This window comes from Streptomyces sp. NPDC052225 (assembly GCF_040679615.1).
Lineage (GTDB): Bacteria > Actinomycetota > Actinomycetes > Streptomycetales > Streptomycetaceae > Streptomyces.
The window spans coordinates 95,361-120,950 of record NZ_JBFAVD010000023.1 but is presented as its reverse complement, the minus strand read 5'-3'; the positions used below and the strand labels follow the sequence as shown (position 1 = coordinate 120,950).

The 25,590-nt window shown below is 72.3% G+C and carries 24 protein-coding genes; 13 read left to right on the top strand and 11 right to left on the bottom strand.

Features of this window, described 5'->3' with window-relative positions; translation table 11 throughout:
- Positions 1-31: 31 nt before the first annotated feature.
- Together AB0L37_RS28910 and AB0L37_RS28905 are read right to left on the bottom strand one after the other, a co-directional pair.
- On the bottom strand, positions 32-1,291 hold the full coding sequence (locus tag AB0L37_RS28910) for a cytochrome P450 (RefSeq protein WP_365511556.1): 1,260 nt from the start codon (positions 1,289-1,291) through the stop codon (positions 32-34).
- A complete protein-coding gene (locus AB0L37_RS28905) occupies positions 1,288-3,021 on the bottom strand; it encodes a non-ribosomal peptide synthetase (protein WP_365511553.1) in 1,734 nt (577 codons plus the stop codon). The genes AB0L37_RS28910 and AB0L37_RS28905 overlap by 4 nt, the downstream gene beginning before the upstream one ends.
- Before the next feature lie 222 nt (positions 3,022-3,243).
- Between AB0L37_RS28905 and AB0L37_RS28900 the strand changes: the two genes are divergently transcribed.
- The gene (locus tag AB0L37_RS28900) at positions 3,244-3,462 is read left to right on the top strand and encodes a hypothetical protein (protein ID WP_365511550.1); all 219 of its coding nucleotides are present in this window, start codon (positions 3,244-3,246) and stop codon (positions 3,460-3,462) included.
- 65 nt (positions 3,463-3,527) lie between these two features.
- On the opposite strand, the gene AB0L37_RS28895 is transcribed toward AB0L37_RS28900, so the two are convergent.
- Together AB0L37_RS28895 and AB0L37_RS28890 are read right to left on the bottom strand one after the other, a co-directional pair.
- A complete protein-coding gene (locus AB0L37_RS28895) occupies positions 3,528-6,473 on the bottom strand; it encodes a BTAD domain-containing putative transcriptional regulator (RefSeq protein ID WP_365511667.1) in 2,946 nt (981 codons plus the stop codon).
- Positions 6,474-6,623: 150 nt separating this feature from the next.
- Positions 6,624-7,427 (bottom strand): nuclease-related domain-containing protein, encoded by an 804-nt coding sequence (locus tag AB0L37_RS28890; protein ID WP_365511548.1) that lies wholly within the window; start codon positions 7,425-7,427, stop codon positions 6,624-6,626.
- A 214-nt stretch (positions 7,428-7,641) separates the two neighbouring features.
- Here AB0L37_RS28890 and AB0L37_RS28885 point away from each other — a divergent pair, with 214 nt between their 5' ends.
- From AB0L37_RS28885 to AB0L37_RS28850, 8 genes are all read left to right on the top strand, one after another.
- On the top strand, positions 7,642-7,920 hold the full coding sequence (locus tag AB0L37_RS28885) for a hypothetical protein (protein ID WP_365511545.1): 279 nt from the start codon (positions 7,642-7,644) through the stop codon (positions 7,918-7,920).
- Positions 7,921-7,961: 41 nt separating this feature from the next.
- Positions 7,962-8,591, top strand: a complete 630-nt coding sequence (locus AB0L37_RS28880; RefSeq protein ID WP_365511543.1) for a class F sortase — start codon at positions 7,962-7,964, stop codon at positions 8,589-8,591.
- A gap of 52 nt (positions 8,592-8,643) precedes the next feature.
- On the top strand, positions 8,644-9,312 hold the full coding sequence (locus AB0L37_RS28875) for a hypothetical protein (protein ID WP_365511540.1): 669 nt from the start codon (positions 8,644-8,646) through the stop codon (positions 9,310-9,312).
- Positions 9,309-10,583, top strand: a complete 1,275-nt coding sequence (locus AB0L37_RS28870; RefSeq protein WP_365511537.1) for a HAMP domain-containing sensor histidine kinase — start codon at positions 9,309-9,311, stop codon at positions 10,581-10,583. The genes AB0L37_RS28875 and AB0L37_RS28870 overlap by 4 nt, the downstream gene beginning before the upstream one ends.
- A 115-nt stretch (positions 10,584-10,698) precedes the next feature.
- Complete coding sequence (locus AB0L37_RS28865) at positions 10,699-11,055, top strand: SH3 domain-containing protein (RefSeq protein WP_365511534.1); 357 nt, start codon at positions 10,699-10,701, stop codon at positions 11,053-11,055.
- Positions 11,056-11,105: 50 nt separating this feature from the next.
- Entirely contained in the window at positions 11,106-12,491 is a 1,386-nt protein-coding gene (locus AB0L37_RS28860; RefSeq protein ID WP_365511531.1) for an FtsW/RodA/SpoVE family cell cycle protein, read from the top strand.
- A complete protein-coding gene (locus AB0L37_RS28855; RefSeq protein ID WP_365511528.1) occupies positions 12,488-13,957 on the top strand; it encodes a penicillin-binding transpeptidase domain-containing protein in 1,470 nt (489 codons plus the stop codon). The genes AB0L37_RS28860 and AB0L37_RS28855 overlap by 4 nt, the downstream gene beginning before the upstream one ends.
- Before the next feature lie 75 nt (positions 13,958-14,032).
- Positions 14,033-14,485 (top strand): DUF3291 domain-containing protein, encoded by a 453-nt coding sequence (locus AB0L37_RS28850; RefSeq protein WP_365511525.1) that lies wholly within the window; start codon positions 14,033-14,035, stop codon positions 14,483-14,485.
- Here the strand turns inward: AB0L37_RS28850 and AB0L37_RS28845 are convergent.
- Both AB0L37_RS28845 and AB0L37_RS28840 read right to left on the bottom strand, forming a co-directional pair.
- Complete coding sequence (locus tag AB0L37_RS28845) at positions 14,466-15,293, bottom strand: hypothetical protein (RefSeq protein ID WP_365511523.1); 828 nt, start codon at positions 15,291-15,293, stop codon at positions 14,466-14,468. The genes AB0L37_RS28850 and AB0L37_RS28845 overlap by 20 nt on opposite strands.
- Before the next feature lie 49 nt (positions 15,294-15,342).
- Positions 15,343-16,449, bottom strand: coding sequence for a ferritin-like domain-containing protein (locus AB0L37_RS28840; RefSeq protein ID WP_365511520.1), 1,107 nt, complete (start codon positions 16,447-16,449; stop codon positions 15,343-15,345).
- Positions 16,450-16,590: 141 nt separating this feature from the next.
- On the opposite strand from AB0L37_RS28840, the gene AB0L37_RS28835 reads away from it, so the two are divergent.
- From AB0L37_RS28835 to AB0L37_RS28820, 4 genes are all read left to right on the top strand, one after another.
- Positions 16,591-17,529, top strand: coding sequence for a diiron oxygenase (locus tag AB0L37_RS28835; protein ID WP_365511517.1), 939 nt, complete (start codon positions 16,591-16,593; stop codon positions 17,527-17,529).
- A gap of 189 nt (positions 17,530-17,718) precedes the next feature.
- Positions 17,719-18,444, top strand: a complete 726-nt coding sequence (locus AB0L37_RS28830; protein WP_365511515.1) for a TetR/AcrR family transcriptional regulator — start codon at positions 17,719-17,721, stop codon at positions 18,442-18,444.
- A gap of 20 nt (positions 18,445-18,464) precedes the next feature.
- Entirely contained in the window at positions 18,465-18,734 is a 270-nt protein-coding gene (locus AB0L37_RS28825; RefSeq protein WP_365511512.1) for a hypothetical protein, read from the top strand.
- Between the two features lie 136 nt (positions 18,735-18,870).
- Positions 18,871-20,028 (top strand): NlpC/P60 family protein, encoded by a 1,158-nt coding sequence (locus tag AB0L37_RS28820; protein WP_365511509.1) that lies wholly within the window; start codon positions 18,871-18,873, stop codon positions 20,026-20,028.
- Between the two features lie 4 nt (positions 20,029-20,032).
- On the opposite strand, the gene AB0L37_RS28815 is transcribed toward AB0L37_RS28820, so the two are convergent.
- The 5 genes from AB0L37_RS28815 to AB0L37_RS28795 are packed head-to-tail and all read right to left on the bottom strand — an operon-like array spanning position 20,033 to position 25,530.
- A complete protein-coding gene (locus AB0L37_RS28815; protein WP_365511506.1) occupies positions 20,033-21,289 on the bottom strand; it encodes a styrene monooxygenase/indole monooxygenase family protein in 1,257 nt (418 codons plus the stop codon).
- Positions 21,290-21,340: 51 nt separating this feature from the next.
- The gene (locus tag AB0L37_RS28810) at positions 21,341-21,970 is read right to left on the bottom strand and encodes an ATP/GTP-binding protein (RefSeq protein ID WP_365511503.1); all 630 of its coding nucleotides are present in this window, start codon (positions 21,968-21,970) and stop codon (positions 21,341-21,343) included.
- Positions 21,951-22,358, bottom strand: coding sequence for a DUF742 domain-containing protein (locus tag AB0L37_RS28805; RefSeq protein WP_365511665.1), 408 nt, complete (start codon positions 22,356-22,358; stop codon positions 21,951-21,953). The genes AB0L37_RS28810 and AB0L37_RS28805 overlap by 20 nt, the downstream gene beginning before the upstream one ends.
- 17 nt (positions 22,359-22,375) lie before the next feature.
- Positions 22,376-22,870: a roadblock/LC7 domain-containing protein gene (locus tag AB0L37_RS28800; RefSeq protein ID WP_365511501.1), complete on the bottom strand. Its 495-nt coding sequence runs from the start codon at positions 22,868-22,870 to the stop codon at positions 22,376-22,378.
- Positions 22,867-25,530, bottom strand: coding sequence for a nitrate- and nitrite sensing domain-containing protein (locus AB0L37_RS28795; RefSeq protein ID WP_365511662.1), 2,664 nt, complete (start codon positions 25,528-25,530; stop codon positions 22,867-22,869). Before AB0L37_RS28795 ends, AB0L37_RS28800 begins: the two co-directional genes overlap by 4 nt.
- Positions 25,531-25,590: the final 60 nt, after the last annotated feature.

Here is a 25,590-nt window from a genome sequence, read left to right as displayed (position 1 = left end):
TGTCTCGCAATCTGGTGGAGGGGCGCGCGGGTCAGCGGGGTTCGGTCAGCACGGGCAGGTGGGTGAGCCCGGCGATGAACACCGACCGCAGATGGGTGGCGGGGCCTGCGGTCTCGACCGACCGGAAGGCGCGGAGGAACTCGTCGAACAGGACGCGGAAGGTGATCCGGGCGAGCGGGGCGCCCAGGCAGTAGTGCGGGCCGTAGCCGAAGGCGATGTGCCTGTTGTCGTCGCGCAGCACGTCGAAGCGGTACGGGTCGGCGAAGACGCGCTCGTCGCGGTTGGCCGAGCCGACCCAGACGGCGACGGCGTCACCGGCGGCGACCCGGCCGCCGGCCAGCTCGGTGTCCTGGACGGCGTACCGCAGGAAGCTGCTGGCGGGCGAGGTCCAGCGCAGCCCCTCCTCGACCAGGGAGGGGATCACCGCGCCGGGGTCGCCCGCCGCCTTGCGCAGCTGGTCGGGGTGCTCGCTCAGGGCGAGCAGCGTGCCCGAGACGGTGTGCGGGGTGGTCGCGTTGGCGCCCAGCAGGATGCTGTAGCAGTTGTAGATGACCTCTTCGTCGGTGAGCGGGGCGTCGCCCGCGCTCATCGTCATCAGATGCCCGATGAGGTCCTCGGCCGGGCCGGGCCCTGCCTCGGGCCGCTTCCTGCGCTCGCGCACCTGCGCGGCGAAGTACTCGAAGGTCTGGTGGTGGGCGACGGCGAGGGTGGCGGCGGCGCTGCCGATGCGGAACTCGGCGTCGTCGGGCGCGGCGGCCATCGCCGTCCAGCGCACGAGCTCGTCCCAGTCCTCTTCCGGTACGCCCATGAGGGCGCCCGCGACGGTCATGGGCAGCCGGTAGGCGCGCTCGGCCACGTCCCAGATCCCGCCGTCACGGGCGGGGGCGAGGAACTCGGTGACGGCCTGCCGGATGCGGCCCTCCCAGTCGGCGAGGGCGCGCGCGGTGACCCGGCGGTTCATGGGGCGGCGCAGCTCGCTGTGGCGGGGCGGGTCGGTGGAGACCAGCATCTTGCCGGAGGAGACGTCGTCGTGGCCGAGCTGGGTGAGCACGGAACCACGCTCGGAGGTGAACTCGCGGTGGTCGCCGAGCACCCTGCAGACGTCGTCGTAGCGGGTCACGTTCCAGAACCGCCGTCCGTCGGGCAGCACCTGACGGTGCAGCGGGGCGTGCTCACGCAGATGGGCCCAGAGGGCGTGCGGGTCGCCGCTCGCGTGGTACTCCGGGTCGAACAGGTCGGCGGCGGCCACGTCCACGGGCTCGTCCGCCGCGGGGGCGGCGCCGATCCTCATCGGTCACCGCCGGCCTGCACGACGGCGTCGGCGAGGCCGGCCGGGGTGGGGGCGAGGTAGAAGGTGACCGGGGAGATCTGGACGCCGTACTCGCGCTCCAGGTCGGCGGTGATGCGCACGCCGACCAGCGAGTGGCCGCCGAGTTCGAAGAAGTCGTCGTCCGCGCCGATCCCGTCGATGCCGAGGTGGTCGCTCCACAGGTCGGCCACGGCGGTTTCGATGCCGGGGGCGGGGGTGCGGTAGTCGGCGTTCAGCTCGGGCCTGGCCGGGGAGACGTCGGCGGCGAGCGCGGTCCTGTCGACCTTCCCGTTCCCGGTCAGCGGCAGGGCGTCGACCACCCGGACGTGCGAGGGGACGGCGTACGAGGGCAGCACCTCGCCCAGTTCGCGGCGCAGGGCAAGGGTGGCCGGCCGGGCGCCGGAGCGGCCGGTGACGAAGGCCACGAGCCGCTTGCCGCCGCCCGGTTGGGGCTGGGCGACGACGGCCGCCTCGGCGATGTCGTCGCGGGCGGCGAGCGCCGCCTCGATCTCCCCGGGCTCGATCCGGAAGCCGCGGATCTTCACCTGGCGGTCGGCGCGGCCGTGGTACTCGATGACGCCGTCGGGGCGCCGGCTGACCAGGTCGCCGGTGCGGTACATGCGGGCGCCGGGCCGGTCGTCGAACGGGTCGGGCAGGAAGGCGCGGGCGGTCTGTTCGGGGTGGCCCAGGTAGTCGAGGGCGAGGCCGTCGCCGGTCGCGAAGAGCTCACCGGTCTCGCCGTCGGGCACGGGCCGCAGGCCGGCGTCGAGGATGTGCACGCCGGTGCCGCGGATCGGGCGGCCGATGGGCACGGCGCCGTCCACCGGCTCCGTGATCGTGTGACAGCAGGTGAAGGTGGTGTTCTCGGTGGGCCCGTAGCCGTTGACGAGGGTGAGGCCGGGCAGCGCGGCGAGTGCCTGGTTGACGTGCGGCGGCGACAGGACGTCCCCGCCGGCGAGCAGCACCCGTACGCCTGCGAGGTCGTCGAGTCCGTACTCCACGACCTGCTGGAACAGGCCGGCGGTGAGCCACAGGACGGTGATCCCGAAGTGGCCGATGTGTTTGGTCAGTTCACCGACGGACAGGTCGCGCTCGGGGGCGCAGTCGAGCCGGGCGCCGTTGAGCAGCGGCCCCCAGATCTCCAGGGTGGAGGCGTCGAAGGCGACCGGTGCGTACTGGAGCACGACGTCGTCGGGGCCGATGGTGAGGAAGTCGGCGTCCACGACGAGCCGCAGGACCGCGCGGTGCGGGACCCTGACGCCCTTGGGGGTGCCGGTCGAGCCCGAGGTGTAGGCGACGTACGCGACGTCGTCCGGCCCGGTGGTGACGGGCTCGGGCGCAGGCCCCTCGGGGACGGCGTCGAGGTCGTCGCGGGTCAGGGTGAGAACGGCGCCGCTGTCGGCAAGGACGACCCGGCGGCGCTCGGCCGGATAGCGCCGCTCCAGGGCGAGATAGGCGGCGCCCGCCTTGAGGATGCCGAGGAGGGCGACGACGGTGGCGGCGCGGCGGTCGGCGTCGAGCGCGACCACGTCGCCGGGGCGGACCCCCTGGTCCTGCAAGTGCCGTGCCACGTGGTCGGAGCGCCGGTCGAGCTCCGCGTAGGTCAGCTCGGCGTCCTCGCCGCGCACGGCGGTCCGCTCGGGGGTGCGGGACGCCTGCCGCGCGAAGTGCGCCGCGATCGACGGGGGGTGCGTGCCGTACTGCGCGTCCACGGACCATCCTCCAGGTGCGGGTCGGACGCGGTCACCGGGTTTCGGTCACCGCCTCGGCCCATCCTGGAGACGGCCCCTACCGGTGCGCTTTCGGCCGTATATCGGGCGCGGGTAGCGCGGTGATAGGCCAAGCGATAGCGAGCCGATAGCGGGGCTGCATAGCATCGCTGTACCGAGCAACCAGTACTCGGCCGACCCATCGGCTTCGGAAAGCGAGCAGACGTGCGGAAGACCCTCTCGATCGTGGTGACGTCCCTGGTAGCAGCGGCAGTCCTGCCGGTGGCGCTCAGCGGGCAGGCTGCCGCCGACACCCCCTGGCCCTCCCCGAACGACCAGAGCGTGAGCGCCTCGGCGACCCCGCTGGACACGCCGTGGCCGGGCCCGGGCACCGGTTCGACGACCGCCGCCGCCGACGACGACACCCCGTGGCCGCTGGGCTGAGCCGTCCCGGGGGCCCGACCGCGGCATGCCGGGCCCCGAACCGTTCAGCGTGACGACCGCGCGGCTCAGCAGTGCAGACCGCGTGGCCCCGAACCGCCGGACGGGGTGACCCTGTCCTCCAGGGCGACCTCCAGCTGGGCCAGTTCCAGGCGCACCTCGGCCGCGCCGACCCGGTCCATGATGCGTTCCCGCGTCGCTATGGCTGCGCGCAGCAGACGCTGGGCGTCGTCGTTGCGGCCGAGCCGGGCACTGACGCCGCCGAGCCGCTGCAGTACCCGTGACTCCCCCGCCACGTCGCGCCGCTCCCGCACCTGTCGCAGCAGGTCGGTGAGGACGTTCTCGGCTTCCTCGTACCGCCCCTGACGCTGCATCAGATCGCTCAGCACATAGCGCACTTGCAGCTCGACACGGCGGCTGCCCGCGCCCTGGCAGATCTCCAGGGCCTCGTGGAGATAGCCGCCGGCGGTGCTCCAGTTGCCGCGGTCGCCCTCCAGACGGGCCATGTGGACGAGCACGCTGGCCGCGCCGACCTGGTCGCCCGCCTCGCGGAACTCGCCGAGCGCCACCCAGAAGCGGCCGAGCGCCGCGTCCAGATCGCGGTTGCGCAACTCCAGGAGGGCGAGGTTGCGCCGGGCCAGCGCGCAGCCGTGCACATCGCCGAGGCCGATGAACAACTCCAGTGCGGGCACCAGGCGTTGCCGGGCCGCCTTGAGCTGCGAGCGGCTCAGGTGCAGGGAGCCGAGCGAGCACAGCAGGGCCGCGCGGCCCCGCTCGCCGCCGGCGTCGCGCACGCAGTCGAGCGCCTGGAGATGCGTGCGCTCCCAGTCCTCGAAGTAGCAGCGCGCCTCGAACAGCGAGACCAGGCCGGTGGCCAGGTCCCAACAGGCCTCGGCCTGTCCGGTGCGGGCAGCGAGGCCGACGGCGGCGCACACGTTGGCCCGCTCGGACTCCAGCCAGCCCAGCGGGTCGGCGAGGACCCGGTGCAGGGCGAGTCCGGCCGGGCTGCGGCGCGGAGCGGAGCCGTGCAGGATGGTGAAGTCGCCGCCGTAGATGCGCCGGTGGGCCTCGTCGACAAGGCTGAGCCAGCCGCCGACCACCCGCTCCAGGGCGGCGTCGCCGCCGTCGGTGTCGCGGTGGCGTTCCAGTTCCTCGCGGGCGAAGAGCCGGATCAGGCCGGGCAGCCGGTACCGGGGGCTGGAGGTCGGGTCGTTGCCCACCACTTCGAGGAGCTGCGCCTCCACCAGCTGGTCGAGCAGGTCGACCGCGTGGAAGAGATCCACGTCGAGCAGGGCCGCGGCGACCCAGCCGCCGGTCCAGGGCCCGTCGAGCAGGCTCAGCAGGCGCAGCAGCCGGCGGGCGCTGTCGTCCAAGGCCTCGTAGGACAGGGCGATACCGGTGCGGATGGCCAGGTCCCCGTAGGCCAGTTCGTCCAGGCGCCGGTGTTCGTCGGAGAGCCGCTCGACCATCCAGGCCAGCGACCAGTGCGGGCGGGCGGCGAGCCGGGCCGCCACGATCCGCAGGGCCAGCGGCAGCCGGCCCACGATGCGGCCCAGCGTCTCGGCGGCCTGCGCCTCGCTCGCCACCCGCTTCTCGCCGACGACGGCGGCGAGCATCCGCAGCACCTCGTCGTCCTCGAGGACGTCGACGGTCAGCGCCCGCACCCCGGGCAGACCGGCCGCCCGCGGGCTGCCGGTGACGAGGACCGCGCCGGCGCCGGGGCCCGGCAGCAGCGGGCCGAGCTGGGACTCGGTCGCCACGTCGTCGAGAACGACGAGCATCCGACGCCCGGCGAGCAACTGCCGGTACAGCGCGGCGCGTTCGTCACAGGACGCGGGCAGCGCCTCGCCCGGCACACCGAGTGCCCGCAGGAACCGGCCCAGGACATCGCTCGCGGTGAGCCTGCTGCCGGGGGCGCCGCCGAGGTCGCAGTACAGCTGTCCGTCGGGGAAGTGGCGGGCGATCCGGTGGGCGGCGTGCAGCGCGAGGGCACTCTTGCCGATGCCGGGCGGCCCGGTCAGGGCGACCGCGCGGACGTCGCCCGGCCCGGTCAGCAGGTCCTCGACGGTCCGCAGCCGGTCGGCCCGGCCGACGAAACCGGCGACGTCCGGCGGGAGTTGGCGGGGCACGGGCAGCCCTTCGGCCCCGCGGGCCCCGTCGGCGGCGTCGGCGTCGGCGGCCGGGACGCCGTCCGCGACGGTCTCCGCGACGGCGGGGGCAGGAACAGCGGCGGGGCCCGGCGCCGCGGGCGCGACGCCGCCCGCCTCGCCGGAGAGGATCGCGAGCTGGATCTCCTTCAGCTCGTCGCCGGGCTCAAGCCCCAGCTCCTCCACGGCGAGCCGGCGCCCGGCGCGATACGCCTCGAGCGCCTCGGCGGTGCGGCCCGAGCGGTGCAGGGCGAGCATCAGCTGCCCCCGTATTCGCTCGCGGAGCGGGTGCTCGGCGAGCAACGACCGCAGTTCCCCGACCAGTTCGGCATGGCGTCCCGCGTCGAGCCGGAGTTCTGTGTACGTCTCCAGGGCGCCGAGGCGAGCCTCCTCCAGATGCTGGGCGCGCACCCGCAGGAGGTCACTTCCGGTGCCGCTCATTGCGGGCCCGCGCCACAGGGAAAGGACCGAACGGAGAATCTCCTGCGCGTCTTCGGCTCGGTTTTCCCTGAGCAGCGCGTGAGCCTCGGAAATACCGGAAAGGAGAACCTGACTGTCGAGTTCACCTTCGGAAACCTGAATCATGTAACCGGGCCCTTTCGTGACGATGTCCGAAGGGCGCCCGCTTTCCGCGAGCAGTGTCCGCAGGCCGGAGATGCAGGTCTGTATCTGGGTACGTGCGGTAAGGGGCGGCGATTCACCCCATACCGCCTCCATCAGGGACTCTGTGCTGACAACACGGTTCGCCTCCAGCAACAGGGCGGCCAGTACCGTCTGTTTTCGGCCACGCGGCACCCGGCTCTCGGGCAACTGCTCGAAGGCGACTTCGAGCGGGCCCAGAATTCGATACACCGGACCGTTCCGCATGACCATGCACATCCCCCAGCTCAGCGGCGGCCCCAGCCCCTCATGAGGCTGCTCCCTCAGACCGCCCAAACCACTGGACTATACATGCGGACGGGTACGCTCCATAACGGCCGCAGCGCGACGAAATCGCAAATAATTCGGCGCTCCCGTTCATACACGCGCCCATGTCCCGCGATCCCTGGCCATCGCGTGCAGGGCTTCCACATCGGCCGGTTTGAGCAGACCGCCGGAGCGCGCGAGGCCCGAGACGTCGGGCACCGTCAGGATCCGGACGTCCCGCGGCGCCGCGAGCACGTCCACCGCGACCGGCTCCGTCACCACCAGCGCGGCCCGCACCTCCGCGGTGAGCGCGAACGAGGCGCGGGACGCGTCCGCGCGCACCCGGCGCAGCAGCGGCTCCGGGTCCGCGCGGCCCACCGAGACCATCGGGTCGCTGACCCTGACCCGCTGGCGGCGCGCGGGCAGGACGTGCAGCGCGAACAGTCCGCCGGGGCCGATCAGAAGGTGGTGCAGGCGCGAGCCGCCGGGCAGCGGGACCGAGTGCAGCACCCGCCAGCCGGCCGCTTCGAGCCCGTCGAGGAGCTCGCCGACCATCTGCTGCGCGGCCAGCGCCCGGCGCCTCGGGTCGGTGCGCAGCCTGCGCTGCGGTCCTGGTTCGCGGTCGAGGGAGATCACGAGGGCCTCGCCGGGCCGGTTCGGCGCGAGGTCGTCGTCGGGGTGGAGGCTGAGCCTGGCCAGCTCGGCCGGGGTGGGCACCGGCGGCGGTCCGACGGTCACCTGTCCGGTGAGGAACGGCCCGAGCACGTCGAGGACATCCTGTCTGCTGCTCTCGCTGAGCAGGTTGACCCTGGCCGCCTCCCGGTCGTACCAGGCGACGTTCCTGCCGTCGTCCCCGCACACGTAGAGCCGCTCCTGGCCGTGCCGCCAGGTCGGTATGACGCGCAGTCCGCTCATGCCCCATCACCCCATGACCATGGGAGCAGCAAGGGCCGCCGCAGGGCAAGAAGCCCGCAACCGCGACATGCCTCCCTTAACCGTCGGGACCGGCGGCATTAACCACATCGGGCGCAGAGCTTGGCCCCGCTGTTACACAGTCGCCGAAGTGCCGTGATGGCCGACTTTTACGGTGAATGCACCACACGGGATGTCAAACAGGACGGAGTCACTCATGCGCCCGCGCCTCACCCTTCTCCGCAGCGCCGTCGTCGCCGCCGCGGCCGGCGGCGCCCTCCTGGTGCCCGCCGCCGCGTTCGCGGACAGCCCGGCCGCCCCGGCGACCGCGACCGCCGGGGCCGACGCGGGCCAGGTCCGCGAGCGGCCCGCGGCCCAGGCGCCGGACGAGGCCACGGTCAACCCGTTCTTCCTCGCGGCGGGCGGCACGATGGCCGCCGCCGGCGCCGCGGGGCTCGTGTACTCCACGGTCCGCCGCGGCCGGGCCGACGCCTAGGACCCGACGTCGAACTCCCCCACACCCCTCCTGGAGCCCCCGTGAAGATCCCCGCCCGTATCGCCGCGACCGCACTCCTGACGGCCTCCCTCGCCGCCGGGGTCACCGCCTGCGGGCAGGGTGGCCAGGACAGCGGTGGCCCGGCGCCCGACGTGAGCGTGAGCAGCACCACCGCCCCGGCCGGCCGCGCGGCGCACGCGGCGGCCGCGATGGACCGCAGCGCCCCGACCGGCCTGCGCATACCCGCCGCCGGGGTCGACGCGCACTCCATGCTGCGGCTCGACCTCGACACGGACGGCGCGCTCCAGGTGCCGTCGGTCGCCGAGGCCGAGGAGCCGGGCTGGTGGACGGGGTCGCCGACGCCGGGGCAGAAGGGCGCCGCGGTCCTCGTCGCCCACTACGACACGGCGAACGGACCGGCGCTGTTGCGGAACGTGGCGAAGGTGAAGACGGGCGACCGGATCGAGGTGCCGCGGGCGGACGGCAGCACGGCCACGTTCGAGGTGCGCGAGATCCAGCAGGTCAATAAAAAGGAATTCCCCACCCATAAGGTGTACGCGAGCACCGACCGTCCCACGCTGCGCCTCGTGACCTGCGGCGGCCCGATCGTGGACGGTCACCGCAGTGACAACATCATTCTCTTCGCGGACCTCGTCGGGGGACGCCCGTGATGCGGCACCGGCAGTCAGGAGTGCAGTGAGGAACAGGCGCCGAAGCGGACCGGTGGCCGCGGCCGCCGTCGTGTGCGCCGCCGCCCCGCTCCTCGCGGGCTGCGGCGACGCGGGCGGGCTGCGCAGCGCGGGCCCGACACCGACGGCGGTGGGCCCGGAGCGCCTGTGGCCCTCGCTGCCGCCCGCCACCCGCGCCGCCGACGACTACGGCGCCGGCGAGACCGCGGTGATCAAGGGTGTCGACGTCCCCGGCGGCAAGCTGCGCAAGGTCGACCCGGTGACGATCGTGCGGGCCCGCGTGACCTCCGACCCGCAGGACTACAAGGACGTCGTGGACGCGCTCGCCGACTGCGGCGACCCCGGCCCGCGGACCGCCGGATGCCCGGTCCTCGACGCCTACTACCGGGACCTGAGCGGCGACGGCGCGGACGACCTCCTGGTCGCCGTGCGCGCGCCCAAGCGGCAGCTGTACACGCAGGTCTACACGTACACGGGCGGCAAGCTGATCCAGATCATGGACGACAAGGACGCCGTCATCAACGTCCAGCTGGCCGGGCGCAGCGTCGTCGTCCGCTCCGCCGCCGACCTGCCGGGATACGAGTACCGCACCTCCTGGTCGTACGACCCGCACCAGAAGGCGATGCTGCCGGCGCGCGACGAGATCATCCGCACCGGCGCACCGAGCACCCCGGCGCCGTCGCCCTCCCCGAGCCGCTCATGACGTCGGCGCAGCGGCCCCGGCTGCCGTCCTGGACCGCGACGCTGACCTGGAAGGCGGCCGCGTTCATCACGGTGATGTGCTGCGCCCTGGCCGCGCTGCTCGGCATCCTGGTGCACGTCTCGGTCACCAACCAGACGGTGGGCCAGGCCCGGGAGCGGGCGCTCACGCTGCTCGCCGAGGCGACGACGCGGTACGAGGCCGGGCGCCGCCTGCCGCCCGGCGCGGGCGTCGACCCGCCGGACCTGCCCGGCGCCCTGCACGCGCTCGCGGTGAAGGGGCAGCGCGGCACCACGGTCGGCCGGCACGAAGCGCGGCCGACGATGTGGGCGGCGGGCCCGGCGGAGGGCGGTCGCACGCTCGCCGTGCAGATCGACTACTCGCAGGGCTCGCGCACCATCGACGGCCTCGACCAGGCGATCCTCGGCTCGTCCGTGCTCGCCATCGGGGCGACGCTCCTGGTCGGCGCGTTCGCCGTGACCCGGGTGACGCGGCGGCTGCACACGACGGCCCGGGTCGCCCGCAAGATCAGCGCCGGGGACCTGGACGCCCGCGTCAACGACCCCCGGACGAAGGACCCCGCGCGCCATCAGGACGAGGTGGCCGCGGTGGCCGGCGCCCTGGACAGCATGGCGTCCTCGCTCCAGGCCCGGATCCTCACCGAGCAGCGCTTCACCGCGGACGTCGCGCACGAGCTGCGCACCCCGCTGACCGGCCTGCACGCCGCGGCCGAGCTGCTGCCGCCGGGCCGCCCGACCGAGCTGGTCCGCGACCGGGTCGCCGCGCTGCGCACCCTCACCGAGGACCTCCTGGAGATCTCCCGGCTCGACGCCCGCAGCGAGCGCGTCGACCTGGACGCGAACTGGCTGGGACCCGTGGCCGAGCGCGTGGTGCGCGCGTCGGGGACGCGGACCGAGGTCGTCGTCGTACGGGACGTGTGCGTGGTGACCGACCGGCGCCGTCTGGAGCGGGTCCTCGGCAATCTCGTGGCCAACGCCCACCGGCACGGCGGCCCGCCCGTCGTGCTGACGGTGGACGGTCCGGTGATCACGGTCAGGGACCACGGCGAGGGCTATCCGCAGTACCTGGTGGAGCACGGCCCGCAGCGGTTCCGTACCGAGGGCGGCGCGAAGGGACACGGCCTCGGCCTGACGATCGCGCTCGGCCAGTCCGAAGTCCTGGGTGCGCGGCTCGTGTTCACCAACCCGGCGGACGGAGGGGCCCTCGCCACGCTGACGCTCCCCTACGACGAGCCCGCGGCCTGGCCCGGGTGAAGCGCCCAGCGTCACCCTGGCGGAGTCCGCCGCCGTGCGCATCCCCCGTCCGGCGCATTAGGTGAGAGGCAGGGCCCCGACCGGCCCGGCATCCCAGCTCCCTCAGGAGACCCGCATGAGCGCACGGACCGCAACCACCCGCCTCGGCATAGCCGTCGCCGCCGTCGCCACCCTGGCCGCGACCGCGACGCCCGCCCTCGCCGCCGACAGCGCGAGCGGCGCGAACAACAACCCGCCGGTCTACAAGGGCCGCGTCACCGCCAAGTCCGGCCTGCTGCTGCGCGACGCCCCCACCCGCGGCAGCCGCGTCATCCGCACCGAGCCGTACCACGCGATCGTCCCGATCTTCTGCAAGACGGGCGGTGACGACGTCGGCGGCAACAACCTCTGGTACCTGCTGACCGACGGCACCTGGGCCTGGGGCTCGGCCAAGTACATCGACAACATCGGGCCCGCGCCCCGCTGGTGCTGACATAAGCGGATATCACTGAATATCGCGGACTTGCTTGCTACGTTCCCGGCATGACCGGATCAACGGGTCCCACGGGAACCACAGCACCGTCCTCGGTACCCGCGGTCCGTGTGCCGAAGAAGCGCGGCACCGAACTCGCCCTGATCGTCCTGGCCGTCCTGCTCAGCGTCTACGGCTACTGCGACGTGGGGCTCGCGAAGAATGGTTCCGTCCCGCCCGGCGCCGCCGGTTACGGCGCCGGGCTCGGCGTGCTCGCGCTCCTCGCCCATCTCGCGGTCCGCTTCCGCGCCCCGTACGCGGACCCGCTGCTCCTGCCGATCGCCGTGCTCCTCAACGGCCTCGGTCTCGTCCTCATCTACCGCCTCGACCTGGAGACCCCCAACGACGAGGCGGCCCCCACCCAGCTGATCTGGTCGACGCTCGGGGTGGGCCTGTTCATCGCGTTCGTGGTCTTCCTGCGCGACCACCGCGTGCTCCAGAGATACGCGTATCTGTCGGTCGTCACGGCGCTGATCCTGATGATCCTGCCGATCTTCTTCCCCGCCGTGAACGGCGCCCGGATCTGGATCCGGATCGGCAACTTCTCCATCCAGCCCGGCGAGTTCGCCAAGATCCTGCTCGCGATCTTCTTCGCCAGCTATCTGGCGGCGAACCGCAACGCCCTGCGCTACACGGGCAAGAAGATCTGGAAGCTCCAACTGCCCACCATGCGCGTCTTCGCGCCCATCCTCGCGATCTGGCTGATCAGCGTGGGCGTCCTGGTCCTGGAGACCGACCTCGGTACGTCGCTGCTGTTCTTCGGCCTCTTCGTCGTGATGCTGTACGTGGCCACGGGCCGGGCCGGCTGGATCGCGATCGGGCTCGTGCTCGCCGCGGCGGGCGCGGTCGTCGTCGCCTCCTTCGAACCGCATGTGCACAGCCGCGTCGAGGACTGGCTGCACCCCTTCGCGTCCATCGACGCGGGCGAGGGCGCGAGCCAACTCGCCCAGTCCCTCTTCGCGTTCGCGGCGGGCGGCATGCTCGGTACCGGGCTCGGGCTCGGCCACTCGATCCTGATCGGCTTCGCCGCCAAGTCGGACTTCATCCTGGCGACGGCCGGCGAGGAGCTGGGCCTGGCAGGACTGACCGCGATCTTCCTGCTGTACGCGCTTCTCGTGGAGCGGGGCTACCGGGCCGGGCTCGCGCTGCGCGATCCGTTCGGCAGGCTGCTCTCCATCGGCCTCGCCTCGATCGTCGCGCTCCAGGTCTTCGTCATCGCGGGCGGCGTGATGGGCCTGATCCCGCTGACCGGTATGGCGATGCCGTTCCTCGCGCAGGGCGGCTCGTCCCTCGTCACCAACTGGATCATCGTCGCGATCCTGATCCGCGTCAGCGACCAGGCCCGCGGCGGGCTGCTGCCCGAGACCCCCCTGAACCCGGCGGAGGGCGCCAAGTGACCAAGTACATCCGCCGCGCCTCGGTCTTCTGCCTGATCCTGCTGGTCGCGCTGCTCCTGAACGCGGCCCGCATCCAGGTCTTCCAGGCCGAGTCGCTCGACGACAACTCGGCCAACCGGCGTTCCACGATCCAGCGCTACGACCAGCCGCGCGGCAACATCCTCGTCCAGGGCAGGACGGTCACCGGGTCGAAGGACACCGGGGAGTCGCTGCGCTACGAGCGCACGTACAAGAACGGGCCGCTGTACTCCCCCGTCACCGGGTACGCCTCGCAGACGTACGGGACGACGTTCGTGGAGAACGCCGAGGACGACATCCTCTCCGGCACCGACCCGATGCTGTCGCCGATCCCGTTCTGGGACGAGATCTCGCGCACGCAGGAGCCCGGCGGCAACGTCGAGACGACGATCAACGCCACCGCGCAGCAGGCCGCGTACTCCGGGCTCGGCGGCAAGAAGGGCGCGGTCGCCGCGATCGACCCGTCGACCGGGAAGATCCTGGCGCTGGTCTCCACACCGTCGTACGACCCCGGGGACATCGCCGGGACGGGCAGTTCCACGACGGGCGCGTGGGCGCGGCTCAACGCCTCCTCCGACCAGCCGATGCTCAACCGGGCGATCCGGCAGACGTATCCGCCGGGGTCGACGTTCAAGGTCGTCACGGCCGCCGCCGTCCTGGAGAACAACGTCGTGGGCGGCATCAACACGCCGACCGACACCCCGTCCCCGTACACGCTGCCCGGCACGACGACGCAGCTGACGAACGAGTCCGCGTCGGCGGCCTGCGAGGACGCGACGCTGGAGTACGCCCTCCAGGTCTCCTGCAACACCGTCTTCGCCAACCTCGGCGTGCGGGTGGGGCTCTCCGACATGGTGAAGATGTCGGAGAACTTCGGCTTCAACGACTCCGGCATCAAGGTGCCGATGACCGCCGCCAAGTCGAACTTCGACACCGACATGAACAAGTCGCAGCTGGCCCTGTCCTCCATCGGGCAGTACGACACCGCCGCCACGCCGCTCCAGATGGCGATGGTCGCGGCGGCCGTCGCCAACGGCGGGACGCTGATGTCCCCGCACCTGGTCGACAGGACGACGACCAGCGACGGCGACACCGTCTCCAGCACCGGCAACAAGACCTACAAGCAGGCCATGTCCCCGTACACGGCGACCCAGTTGCAGCAGATGATGGTGAACGTGGTGGAGAAGGGCACAGGGACCAACGCCCGGATCTCCGGCGCGACCGTCGGCGGCAAGACCGGCACCGCGCAGAACGGCGTGAACAACGAGGGCATCCCCTACGCCTGGTTCATCTCCTACGCGCAGGCCGACGACGCCTCGCAGCCGCAGGTCGCGGTGGCCGTCGTGGTGGAGGACGCCTCCGCGAACCGGGACGACATCAGCGGCGGCGGCAGCGCGGCGCCGATCGCCAGGGCCGTGATGGAGGCGGTCCTCAACTCCGCCGAATAGAGCGCGGATTGGTCCCCGTCCCGGCCTGCGGATTGGCTCTGTGCGCCGGCCCGCCGCCCCCGTACCGTCCCGATCATGACGACGTACGAACTGGCGCAGGTGAACATAGGCCGCCTCACAGCGCCGCTCGACGCCCCCGGGATGAAGGACTTCACGGACAACCTGGAGCCGGTGAACGCGGTCGCCGACGCGGCGGACGGGTTCGTGTGGCGGCTTCAGGGCGACACCGGCGACGCGACCGGCTTCCGGATCTACGGCGACGAGTGGCTCTTCCTCAACATGTCGGTGTGGCGCGACACGGACGCGCTCACGGCGTTCATGTACCAGGGCACGCACCGTGAACTCCTCGCCCGCAGGCGGGAGTTCTTCGAGCGCATGAGCGAGGCGGTGACGGCGCTGTGGTGGGTACCGGCCGGGCACCGGCCGACGATCCGGGAGGCGGAGGAGCGGCTCACGCATCTGCGCGAGCACGGCCCCACCGCCTTCTCCTTCACCTTGCGGAAGCCGTTCAGCCCACCGGCTTCCTGATCTCCGCGCGCACCTTGGCGGCCGTCTCGGCGGCCGCCTCCAGGTCGATGCTCTTCGGGTCGGGGCTGAGGTCCGCGGCGTCGATCTCGCCGACGGAGGCGCCCGTGTTGTCGTCGACCCAGGCGCACATCGCCATGGTCAGCTCGGTGCCCGCCTGGTTCTTGGTGAGCACTTCGCAGGTGATGGTGGTGTCGGCGCCGGCCGGGTGGAAGTCGCGCGGCTCGACGACGACCTTCGCGCCGTCGGACTCCGCGGCGCCCTTCATCATGTTGTCGCGGGAGTCGTCGGTGTCCTTGAAGCGGCCGTACATCCCGGAGATGACGAGGACGCCCTTGGCGGCGTCGCCGCCGGGCGCGTACTGGGCGACGACGGCCGTGGCGTCCTTGGCGTTGTACGCGCCGTCGGCCTCGTCCTCGATCTGCTGACCCTCCGAGCCGTCCGACATGTCGTCGGCCAGCTCGTACTTCCCGCCGAGCAGCTTCTGCGGCAGCGTCAGCTTGTACTCGGCGTCGGGGAAGGAGCCCTCGACCTGCGACCCGATGAAGGCGAGCGCGCCGATCCCGACGACGACCACGCCCACGACACCGGCGACGATGCCGATGATGAGGCCGGTCTTCTTCTTGGGCGGCGGCGGGGCGCCCCACGGGGCGCCGTAGGGCATGCCGCCCTGCTGCTGCGGGAAGCCCGGGTAGGCGGGCGGCTGGCCGTAGGGCTGCTGCGGCTGACCGTACGGGGCCTGCGGCGGCTGCTGGGGCTGCTGGTGCGGGGGCCCGTAGGGGCCGGGCTGAGGCGGCGGTGGCGTGGACACGTCCGAAACGCTACTCCATCCGGGCCGCTGCCCGGCCCGGCCCGGCGCCTCAGTCGCCGGTCCCGGCGCGGATCGCGGCGTCGACCTCGGCGACCCGCTCGTGCTCCTCCGCCGCGAACCGCTCGGCGTCCAGCTTCTCGGCGATCTCCTCGTCCTGCGCCATCAGCAGATCGAGGTTGGAGTCGCCCATCTCGAAGACGCCCATGTCGACGTAGGCCTGCTGGAGCCGCTTGCCCCACAGTCCGATGTCCTTGACGCACGGCACGATCCGGCTGAACAGCAACTGCCGGAACAGCGCGAGGAACTCGGACTGCTCGGTGTACTCGTCGGCCTGCGCCCTGGGGATGCCGAAGTCCTCCAGGACCTCGACGCCGCGCAGCCGGTCGCGCATCAGGTAGCAGCCCTCGATGACAAACTCCTCGCGCTCGCGGAGCTCGGCGTCGGTGAGCTGCTTGTAGTAGTCGCGCAGCGCCATCCGCCCGAAGGCCACATGGCGGGCCTCGTCCTGCATCACGTAGGCGAGGATCTGTTTGGGCAGCGGCTTGTCGGTGGTGTCGCGGATCATGCCGAACGCCGCGAGGGCGAGGCCCTCGATGAGGACCTGCATTCCGAGGTAGGGCATGTCCCAGCGGGAGTCGCGCAGGGTGTCGCCGAGCAGCGCCTGGAGGTTGTCGTTGATCGGGTACAGGAGCCCGATCTTCTCGTGCAGGAAGCGGCCGTAGATCTCCGCGTGCCGGGCCTCGTCCATGGTCTGGGTGGCGGAGTAGAACTTGGCGTCGAGGTCGGGCACGGACTCCACGATGCGCGCCGCGCACACCATCGCGCCCTGCTCGCCGTGGAGGAACTGGCTGAACTGCCAGGAGGCGTAGTGCTTGCGCAGCTCGCCCTTGTCCTTGTCGGTCATCTTCGCCCAGTGGGGCGTGCCGTACAGGGACATCGCCTCGTCGGGGGTGCCGAGGGGGTCGTACGGATCGACTTCCAGGTCCCAGTCGATGCGCTTGGCGCCGTCCCACTGCTTGTCCTTGCCCTTCTGGTACAGGGCGAGGAGACGGTCGCGTCCGTCGTCGTATTCCCAGCTGAAGCGGGCCGAACTGGCGGACGGTACCTGCCAGTTGGGCTCGTCCGGTGCCCTGGTGTACAGCTCATGCGTCGCCATACCGGCAGGCTCACACGGTGGTAGACGCGGGGTCAACAAGTCGCGCACAAGGGATTGACGCCCTTGCTGACAAGCAGTCTCATAAGACGGAAGGCGAGCGTGACCGCCGGTAACCGAGACTCCAGAGACTGGGGACAGCCGATGACGACCATGACGGAAGCCGACGCCCTGGAAGGACTGCGGGACGCGCTCGGTCTGCTCAAGGACCGGGAGCAGGTGGCCGAGCGGCTGCTCGACTCTTCCGCCAAGCACTCCTTCGACCCGGACAAGGAGCTGGACTGGGACGCGCCGTTCGAGGACGGCAAGTGGTTCTGGCCGCCGGAGCTCGTGTCCCTGTACGGCACTCCGCTCTGGAAGAAGATGAGCGAGGAGCAGCGCATCGACCTCTCGCGCCACGAGGCCGCGGCGCTCGCGTCCCTCGGCATCTGGTTCGAACTGATCCTGATGCAGCTGCTCGTGCGGCACGTCTACGACAAGGCGGCGACGAGCGCGCACGTCCGGTACGCCCTCACGGAGATCGAGGACGAGTGCCGGCACTCGAAGATGTTCGCGCGCCTGATCACGCGCGGCGAGACCCCGCACTACCCGGTGGCGCCGGTCCACCACAATCTGGGCCGCCTCTTCAAGACGATCTCGACGACGCCGGGTTCGTTCACGGCGACGCTGCTCGGCGAGGAGATCCTCGACTGGATGCAGCGCCTGACGTTCCCGGACGAGCGCGTGCAGACGCTGGTCCGCGGCGTGACGCGCATCCATGTCGTCGAGGAGGCCCGCCATGTCCGGTACGCCCGCGAGGAGTTGCGGCGCCAGATGGTGACGGCCCCGCGCTGGAGCCAGGAGTTCACCCGCCTGACCTCGGGCGAGTTCGCGCGCGTCTTCTCGGTGGCGTTCATCAACCCCGAGGTCTACACGAACGTCGGCCTCGACAAGCGCCAGGCCATGGCCCAGGTCAAGGCGTCGGGGCACCGCCGCGAGATCATGCAGACCGGAGCGAAGCGCCTCACGGACTTCCTGGACGACATCGGCGTCCTGCGCGGCGTCGGCCGCAAGCTGTGGCAGTCGTCGGGACTTCTGGCCTGACCCCCGCCTTGGGCAATCTGCCGCCTTGGGCGGCAGGGTGGGCAAGGCGGCACCCCGGCGCGGGGTGAGCGCTTCCAACCGGCGTCCAGCTCGGTTCGGCTGGTTCATCGCCGGGTGCGGCCCGGTGGGGGCTGGTCGCGCAGTTCCCCGCGCCCCTGGCGGGGCACTTCCCCGGTTACGCTGCGGAGCATGACCTCGGCAACCGGCACGCCCGCCTACCGGCGGCTCAGCGTGGAGCAGCGGCGGGCCCAGCTCCTCGAAGCGGCGCTGTCGCTGTTCGCGCACCGGGCGCCGGAAGAGGTCTCCCTCGACGACGTCGCGGAGGCCGCGGGGGTCTCGCGGCCGCTCGTCTACCGCTACTTCCCTGGCGGCAAACAGCAGCTGTACGAGGCCGCGCTGCGCTCGGCGGCCGATGTCCTCGAGCAGTGCTTCGCGGAGCCGCCCGAGGGGTCGCTGACCTCACGGCTCACCCGCGCCCTCGACCGCTATCTGGCCTTCGTCGACGAGCACGACATGGGGTTCGCGGCGCTGTTGCAGGGCGGCAGTGTCGTCGAGACGTCCCGTACGACGGCGATCGTGGACGGAGTGCGGCGGGCCGCGGCCGAGCACATCCTCAGCCACCTGGCCGCCGCCGAGCCGGGCCCGCGTCTGCGGATGACGGTCCGCATGTGGATCACGGCGGTCGAGGCGGCCTCCCTCATCTGGCTCGACGAGGACAAGCAGCCCCCGCTGGACGAACTGCGCGACGGCCTGGTCGACCAGTTCATGGCGGTCCTCACGGCGACGGCGGGCCGCGACCCGCAGACCGCCGAGGTCGTCCGGGCCGCCCTCGCCCTGGAGACCCCTGACGGGCCGGTCGGCGAGCTGGCGCGCCGGGTGCTGCCCGTGGTGAGCGACGCCGCGCACCTGCTCTGAGCGGGCCCCACACTGATGGGGTGAAGAGCGAAGACATCCCGTTCGTCGGCGGCCCCCTCGACGGCCGCACGCTGCCGGTCCTGACCACCGCCACCGGCAACCCGCCCAAGGTCTACCGGGTGCCCGTGCCCGCCCACGAGGACGGTGCCGGCGGCCCCGACACCGTGCTCGTGTACGTACGCGAGCCCGTGCCCGGAGGCAGAACGGTGGGCTTCGTGCGCTGGCGGTACGTGTTCGCGCCCGACGGGAAGGCCGGGCGCAATCTGCGATGGCCGTGGTCGAAGGCGTAAAGGCGGCTCGCCGCGCGTCCACCACAGGAGTGGCGGAGTTGGGCCGAAGCGAGCAGCGTGCCGCGTGGACCTGGTGCCTGTCTGTTGATGTTCACGGTGTGGGGTACGACGGCTGCCCCGCACCGGAGGTGATGAGGTGTCAGGCAGGCTCTCGACCCGCCTAGTGCGGTGGGTGTGCACGGCCGCGGTCGCGGGGGCGCTGCTCGCGCCGGTACCCGCGGGGGCGGTGCCGGAGCCACCGGAGCAGGGGACGGACCGCTCCGTCGCCGAACTCCTGACGGATCTTCAGCGCCTGTACCGGGAGGCGGAGGAGGCCTCCGAGACGTACAACGCGACCGCGGAGACGCTCAAGGAGCGCCGCAAGGAGGCGGAGGAGCTCGCCGGGAAGCTCGCGAAGGCGCGGGGCGCGCTGCACGGCAGCCGGCTGGACGCCGGGCGCCTGGCCCGCGAGCAGTACCAGGGGCGCAGCGAGATCTCCCCGTACGTGCGGCTGCTGCTGGCCCGCGATCCGCAGCACGCGCTCGACCAGGGCCATGTGCTGCGCCGGGCGGCCAAGGAGCAGGAAACCACCGTCGAGCGTCTGGTGAGCGGTGAGAAGAAGGCCGACGAGCTGGCGACGAAGGCGCGGGCCGCGCTCGACGCGCAGTTGCAGCTCGCCGAGAAGCAGAAGAAGGAACGGGACGCCGTCGACGGCCGTCTCAAGGAGGTCGAGGAGCTGCTCGCGTCCCTGACCACGAACGAGCTCGCCGAGCTGTCCCGCCTGGAGAACGCCGGGACGGCCGAGGCCCAGCGCTCGTTCATGGCCTCGGGCGCCCTCAGCTCGGTCGGCCGCTCCCCCTCGAAGGCGGGCGCCACGGCACTCACGTACGCGGTGAAGCAGATCGGCAAGCCGTACGTGTGGGGCGCGGAGGGCCCGAACGCGTACGACTGCTCGGGGCTCACGTCGCAGGCCTGGGCGCACGCGGGGCGGCCGATCCCGCGCACCTCGCAGGAGCAGTGGGCGACGCTGCCGCGCGTGCCGCTGTCCCGGCTGCGCCCCGGCGACCTCGTCATCTACTTCCCGAAGGCCACGCACGTCGCGATGTACCTGGGCGACGGGATGGTGGTGCAGGCGCCGCGCCCCGGCGCCCGCGTGAAGGTCTCCCCGATCGCGGCCAACCCGCTGCTCGGCGCGGTGCGTCCCGACCCCGGGGCCGGGTCGATGACCGGGTACCGGGCACCGGAGCTGCCGCCCGGGGCGATGTCGGGCGGGGACGCGGGGTACGGGGACGCCGGCGCCCCCGCGCCCCGCTGACGCGCTACGCCCCGGTGACCGACGCCAGGTAGGCGCCGGTCTTCTCCGGCTCGTAGAAGAAGTTCTCGAAGTCGGCCGGGTTGTTGAAGCCGTTCGCGAACCGGTCGGCGACGGGCTGGAGCTGGCCGGCCGCGCCGATCAGGTTGAGGACGTGCTCCGGGGGCGCCTGGAGCATGGTGTTCGTCCACTTGGTGACGTGCTGGGCGGTGTCCCAGTAGCGGTCGAACGTGGCCTGCATCCACTCCTCGTCGAACGGCTTGTCGCCGTGCTCGACGATCGAGGCGAGATACGCGGCGGCGCACTTGGACGCCGAGTTGGAGCCCTGGCCGGTGATCGGGTCGTTGGCGACGACCACGTCGGCGACGCCGAGGACCGAGCCGCCCGAGGGGAGGCGGCCGATGGGGTTGCGTACGGTCGGCGCGTAGCGGCCGGCCAGCGTGCCGTTGGCGTCGGTCAGTTCGACCTTGGTGGCGCGCGCGTACTCCCAGGGCGTGAACTTCTCCATCAGCTCCAGCGTGAGCGCCAGGTGCTCGGAGGGGTCCTTGATGCCCTTGAAGGCGTCGAGCGGGCCGCCGGGGATGCCCTCCCAGAAGAGGATGTCGGCGCGGCCGGAGGTGGTCAGGGTCGGCATGACGAAGAGTTCGCCGACGCCGGGTACGAGGTTGCAGCGCACCGCGTCCATGTCCGGGTGCTCCGGGCGCGGGCCGAGGCCGTGCACGTACGCGACGGCGAGGGCGCGCTGCGGCTCCGTGTACGGGGACTTCTCCGCGTCACGGCCGAACATCGACACCAGCTCGCCCTTGCCCGCGGACACGAGCACGAGGTCGTACGTACGCGAGAAGTAGTCGAGGTCGGAGACGGCCGCGCCGTGGATGACGAGCTGCCCGCCGCGCTGCGCGAACGTCTCCATCCAGCCGGCCATCTTCACGCGCTGGTCGACGGACTGCGCGAAGCCGTCGAGCCGGCCGACCCAGTCGATGGCGCGCTGCGTGGGACCCGGGTCGTGCGATCCGGGGGCGGCGACGGAGACGCCGAGGCCCTCGATCCGCGGGGCCTGCGACTCCCAGAAGTTGAGCTGGAGGTCGCGCTCGTGCTGGAGCGCGGTGTGGAACATGCACTGCGTCGACATGACCCGCCCGGAGCGGATCTCGTCGGCCGTGCGGTTGGACATGAGGGTGACCTCATAGCCGTGGGACTGAAGGCCCAGAGCGAGCTGGAGACCGGACTGGCCGGCTCCGACGACGAGTATCTTCCGCGACATAACGGCTGCCTCTAACTGATGACTGGCGTAAGGGACTGAATAAGGGGGTCGCTACTCAGGCGTGGCGTCCAGGGCGTGGCCGACCAGGGCGAGCAGCGTCTCGATCACCGATATCCGGCGGCGCGCGTCCATCACGAGGACGGGCACGTGCGGCGGCACGGTGAGCGCCTCGCGCACGTCGACCGCTTCGAACTCCTCGCTGCCGTCGAAGTGGTTGACGGCCACGACGTACGGCAGCCCGCAGCTCTCGAAGTAGTCGAGCGCGGGGAAGCAGTCGGACAGGCGGCGGGTGTCGGCGAGCACGACGGCACCGATCGCGCCGCGCACCAGGTCGTCCCACATGAACCAGAACCGCTGCTGGCCCGGTGTGCCGAAGAGGTAGAGCACCAGGTCGTCGTCGAGCGTGATGCGGCCGAAGTCCATGGCGACGGTCGTGGTGACCTTGTCCGGCGTCGCGGTGAGGTCGTCGGTGTCCTCGCTCGCCCGGGTCATCAGCGCCTCCGTCTGGAGGGGCTGGATCTCCGAGACGGCGCTCACCAGCGTCGTCTTGCCGACGCCGAAGCCGCCCGCCACGACGATCTTCGTGGCGATCGGGGCCCTGGTCCGGTCCGTCTGCCAGGGCTGCAACTGCTCGTCCTCGGCCGGGAGTCCGGCCACGAGGTCAGAGACGGCGGAGTCCACTCAGCACCCTTTCGAGGAGCGCGCGGTCCGGCTGTCCCGGGCCGTGACCGGTTCCGTACACGCGGATCTTTCCCTGGTCGGCGAGGTCGCTCAGGAGCACGCGGACCACGCCCAGGGGCATCTTCAACAGCGCGGCGATCTCGGCGACCGTGCGCATGCGGCGGCACAGCTCGACGATGGCGCGCATCTCCGGCATGACGCCCGCGAGGGTGCCCTTGCCCAGCTCCAGGCGCTCGTCGGCCGCTTCCAGTTCGAGCGCCGCCACGAACGTCTCGACCAGCAGCACGTGCCCGAAGCGGGTGCGGCCGCCGGTGAGGGAGTAGGGCCGTACGCGGGCGGGCTTGCGGCCGCCGCCGCGCACGGGGAGCTTGCTCGTACCGCTGGTCATGCTCGTACTGCCGGCTGTCATCGGGTGGTCTCCATCGACTGGCGCAGCTCGCTGCGGAGTTCGGGCGTCAGGACGTGCCCGGCACGGCCGACGAAGAGCGCCATGTGGTACGCGATGACGCTCATGTCGCAGTCCGGGGTGGCGTGCACGCCGAGCAGGGAACCGTCGCTGATCGACATGACGAAGAGGCTGCCCTCCTCCATCGCGACCATGGTCTGCTTGACGCCTCCGCCGTCCATCAGCTTGGCGGCGCCGATGGTGAGCGAGCCGACGCCGGACACGATGGTGGCCAGGTCGGCGCTCGATCCCTTGGGGCCGCCGCTGCGTACCTCCGGGGCCTGTTCGTTCCTTCCCGGGTCGGAGGAGAGCAGGAGCAGCCCGTCGGACGAGACGACCGCGACGGAGAGCAGGCCTGGCACCTCCTCGACCAGATTCGTCAGCAACCAGTGCAGGTTGCGTGCTGCGGTGCTGAGAGAGCTGAGAGCTCCGGGTGCAGGGGTGGGCGCAGTCAACTGCTTGCCTCCTCGGCGGTGTCCCCCTTGGCTTCTCCACTAAGTTCTGGGCCCTCGGCCAGCTCGACCTCGACGTCCCTGCGGCCCTCCTGGGCGCCGCGGTGGAAGCCGCCGAGCCTGCGCCGCAGCGCCTCCGCGTCGACGGAGCCGGTGCGCGGCTTCGGAGCGGGGGCTGCGGCGGTGACCTTCGGGGTGCGCTTGGGCAGGCCCTTGTCGGTGAGGCGCTCGCGGGCGGCCGTGCGCTGCGGCGGCACCTCGGCGACGGGCACCTCGGCGACGGGCTCGGTGGCCGGCGGCTCGGCGGGGCTCTCGTCCGGGGTGCGCTCGTGGGCGTCGGGCTCGGGCCGGGGCCGCGGCTGACGCTGCGGCGCGGGCCGGGGCGCGGGCGCGGGCCGGGGCGCGGGCTCGGGCTGCGGCTCGGGCTCGGGCTGCGGCTCGGGCTGCGGCTTCGGCGCGACGAGTTCCATCGTCGTCTCGGCCTCGGACTCCCGTACGGCGTGCTCCGCTGCCTCGATGAGCGGGTCACCCGGCCCGGACCCGGGCAGCGAACGCCCGTCCAGGACATTGGAGTTGGCCTCCGCCTCGGAGCCCGGCAGATGCACGGCGGGCGCGCCGCCCGGCACCGGCACGGCGGGCGGTACGGCGGTGGCGGGCACCGGCGCGAGCAGCGCGGTGGGCAGCACGACGACGGCCGCGACCCCGCCCTGCTTCTGCTCGCGCAGCCGGACCCGCAGGCCGTGCCGGGCGGCGAGGCGCGCGACGACGTACAGGCCGAGCCCGAGCCCGTCGGCGTCCTCCGGGTCGTGGGTCTGCTCGGCGCTGAAGGACGCGAGCCTGGCGTTCAGCTCGCGCATCCGGTCCTCGGCCATGCCGATGCCCTCGTCCTGCACGGAGAGCATCACCTCGCCGTTCTCCAGGAGCCAGCCGGAGACCTCGACGGAGGCGTCGGGCGGCGAGAACGACGTGGCGTTCTCCAGGAGTTCGGCCACCAGGTGGCTGAGGTCGTCGGCCGCGAACCCGGCGATGTGGGCGTGCGGCGGCAGCGCGGCGATGCGGACGCGCTCGTACCGCTCGATCTCGGAGACGGCGGCGCGCGCGACGTCGACGAGCGGCACGGACCCCGCGTGCTGCTGTCCGTGCTCGGCGCCCGCGAGGACCAGCAGGTTCTCGCTGTGGCGGCGCATGACGGTGGCGAAGTGGTCGAGCTTGAAGAGGGTGGCGAGCCGCTCCGGGTCCTGCTCGCGCTCCTCCAGGCCCTCGATGACGCCGAGTTGGCGCTCGACGAGGCCGAGGGTGCGCAGGGCCAGGTTGACGAACGTGCCGTGGATGGAGTGCCGGGCGCGCTCCAACTGGGCGGCCGCCTCGTCCAGTTCGGCGCGGAGCGCGTCGCGCTCGTCGGCCATCCGCTGCCGCTCGCCGATCAGGTGCTTGCGGTCGGACTCCAGGGTGGCCTGGCGTTCGTGCAGGGCGACGGCGTGCGCGTGCAGGGCGTTGACCGAGCGGACGACCTGGGCGAACTCGTCGTTGCGGCCGGTGAACTTGACGGGTTCCTGGCCGAGCGGCTCCTCGGCCAGGCGCGCCGAGCCGATCCGCAGCACGGCCAGCGGCCGGGTCAGGGAGCGGGCCGCGCCCATGGCCACGCCCACGGCCGAGAGCAGCAGGACGCCGACGAGCGCGATCCGCAGTTCGAGCGCGGTCACGTCGTCGTCGCGCAGCTGCTCCAGGCGCTTGACGCGCTGGTCGCCGAGGGCGGCCTCGGCGCCCCGCATGAGGTCGATGCGCGAGGTCAGGGCGGCGTCGACGGCCTTGCTCTTGTACTGGAGTTCGGCATCGGAGAGCGTGGGCGCGTCCGTCAACCGCTTCAGGTACGCGTCGGCCTTGTTGACGTCGGGTCCCGTGACCGTCGAGTCGTACGAGGCCACGGAGGCGGCCGGGGCCGATGTGCGGAAGTCGTCGAGGGCGGCCCGCTCGCGGACCCGGGCCAGCTGGGCGGCCGCGCTCAGCTCGTCCTGCTGCTTGCTGTCGGAGGACTCCTCGCTCCGCACGGCCGTCGGCAGCCCGGTGACGGGGTCGATGACGGTCGTGGTGGCGGTGGAGCGCGGCACGGCGTACGCGGCGAGCAGCAGCCCGCGCGCGGCCGAGGCCTGCTCGACGGCGCGGTCCAGGTCGGCGAGGGCGTGCGCGCCGGTGCCCGCGCGGGCCGGGATCCGGTCGGCGAGGTCCTCGGCGAGCCGGTGCAGCTCGGCGATGGCCTTCGAGTACGCGGTGTGCGCCTCCAGGGCCGAGCCCTTGCCGGTGAGGGCGGCGCGGCGGACGGCGGCGATGTCGTCGATGGAGCGGCGCAGCGAGTCCGGCGCGTCGGCGCGCAGCTCCTGCACCTGCCGGTCGACGCGGGCGCTGCGCGACTCGGTGAGCCCCTTGCCCTTGGGGCGTCCCGCGGCGATGTAGACGGTGACCTCGTCACGCTCGTCGGCGAGCGCGTGCGACAGGGAGAGCGCGAGCTGGGTGCGTCCGGCGTCGTCGACCAGTTCCTGCGTGTCGCCGAGCCGGCCCGACGCGGCGACGACGGCGGGGACGCCCGCCCCCGCGATGGCGGCGGCGACGACGGCCACCGCGACGATCAGCCGGTTGCGCACGCGCGCGCGTTTGCCGTTGCCGATCACGGGCGCGACGTTCCCGTGTGCTGGTGAGGCCGGTGAGACGCCAAGACCGCTGTCCCC

What these genes read in the sequence shown, in the direction of transcription:
- AB0L37_RS28815 (WP_365511506.1), bottom strand. Translation starts at nt 21,289, where the DNA reads ATGTCGCGGAAGATACTCGTCGTCGGAGCCGGCCAGTCCGGTCTCCAG.
- AB0L37_RS28860 (WP_365511531.1), top strand. Translation starts at nt 11,106, where the DNA reads ATGACCGGATCAACGGGTCCCACGGGAACCACAGCACCGTCCTCGGTA.
- AB0L37_RS28805 (WP_365511665.1), bottom strand. Translation starts at nt 22,358, where the DNA reads ATGACCAGCGGTACGAGCAAGCTCCCCGTGCGCGGCGGCGGCCGCAAG.
- AB0L37_RS28870 (WP_365511537.1), top strand. Translation starts at nt 9,309, where the DNA reads ATGACGTCGGCGCAGCGGCCCCGGCTGCCGTCCTGGACCGCGACGCTG.
- AB0L37_RS28895 (WP_365511667.1), bottom strand. Translation starts at nt 6,473, where the DNA reads ATGCGGAACGGTCCGGTGTATCGAATTCTGGGCCCGCTCGAAGTCGCC.
- AB0L37_RS28830 (WP_365511515.1), top strand. Translation starts at nt 17,719, where the DNA reads ATGACCTCGGCAACCGGCACGCCCGCCTACCGGCGGCTCAGCGTGGAG.
- AB0L37_RS28840 (WP_365511520.1), bottom strand. Translation starts at nt 16,449, where the DNA reads ATGGCGACGCATGAGCTGTACACCAGGGCACCGGACGAGCCCAACTGG.
- AB0L37_RS28910 (WP_365511556.1), bottom strand. Translation starts at nt 1,291, where the DNA reads ATGAGGATCGGCGCCGCCCCCGCGGCGGACGAGCCCGTGGACGTGGCC.
- AB0L37_RS28835 (WP_365511517.1), top strand. Translation starts at nt 16,591, where the DNA reads ATGACGACCATGACGGAAGCCGACGCCCTGGAAGGACTGCGGGACGCG.
- AB0L37_RS28885 (WP_365511545.1), top strand. Translation starts at nt 7,642, where the DNA reads ATGCGCCCGCGCCTCACCCTTCTCCGCAGCGCCGTCGTCGCCGCCGCG.
- AB0L37_RS28865 (WP_365511534.1), top strand. Translation starts at nt 10,699, where the DNA reads ATGAGCGCACGGACCGCAACCACCCGCCTCGGCATAGCCGTCGCCGCC.
- AB0L37_RS28850 (WP_365511525.1), top strand. Translation starts at nt 14,033, where the DNA reads ATGACGACGTACGAACTGGCGCAGGTGAACATAGGCCGCCTCACAGCG.
- AB0L37_RS28890 (WP_365511548.1), bottom strand. Translation starts at nt 7,427, where the DNA reads ATGAGCGGACTGCGCGTCATACCGACCTGGCGGCACGGCCAGGAGCGG.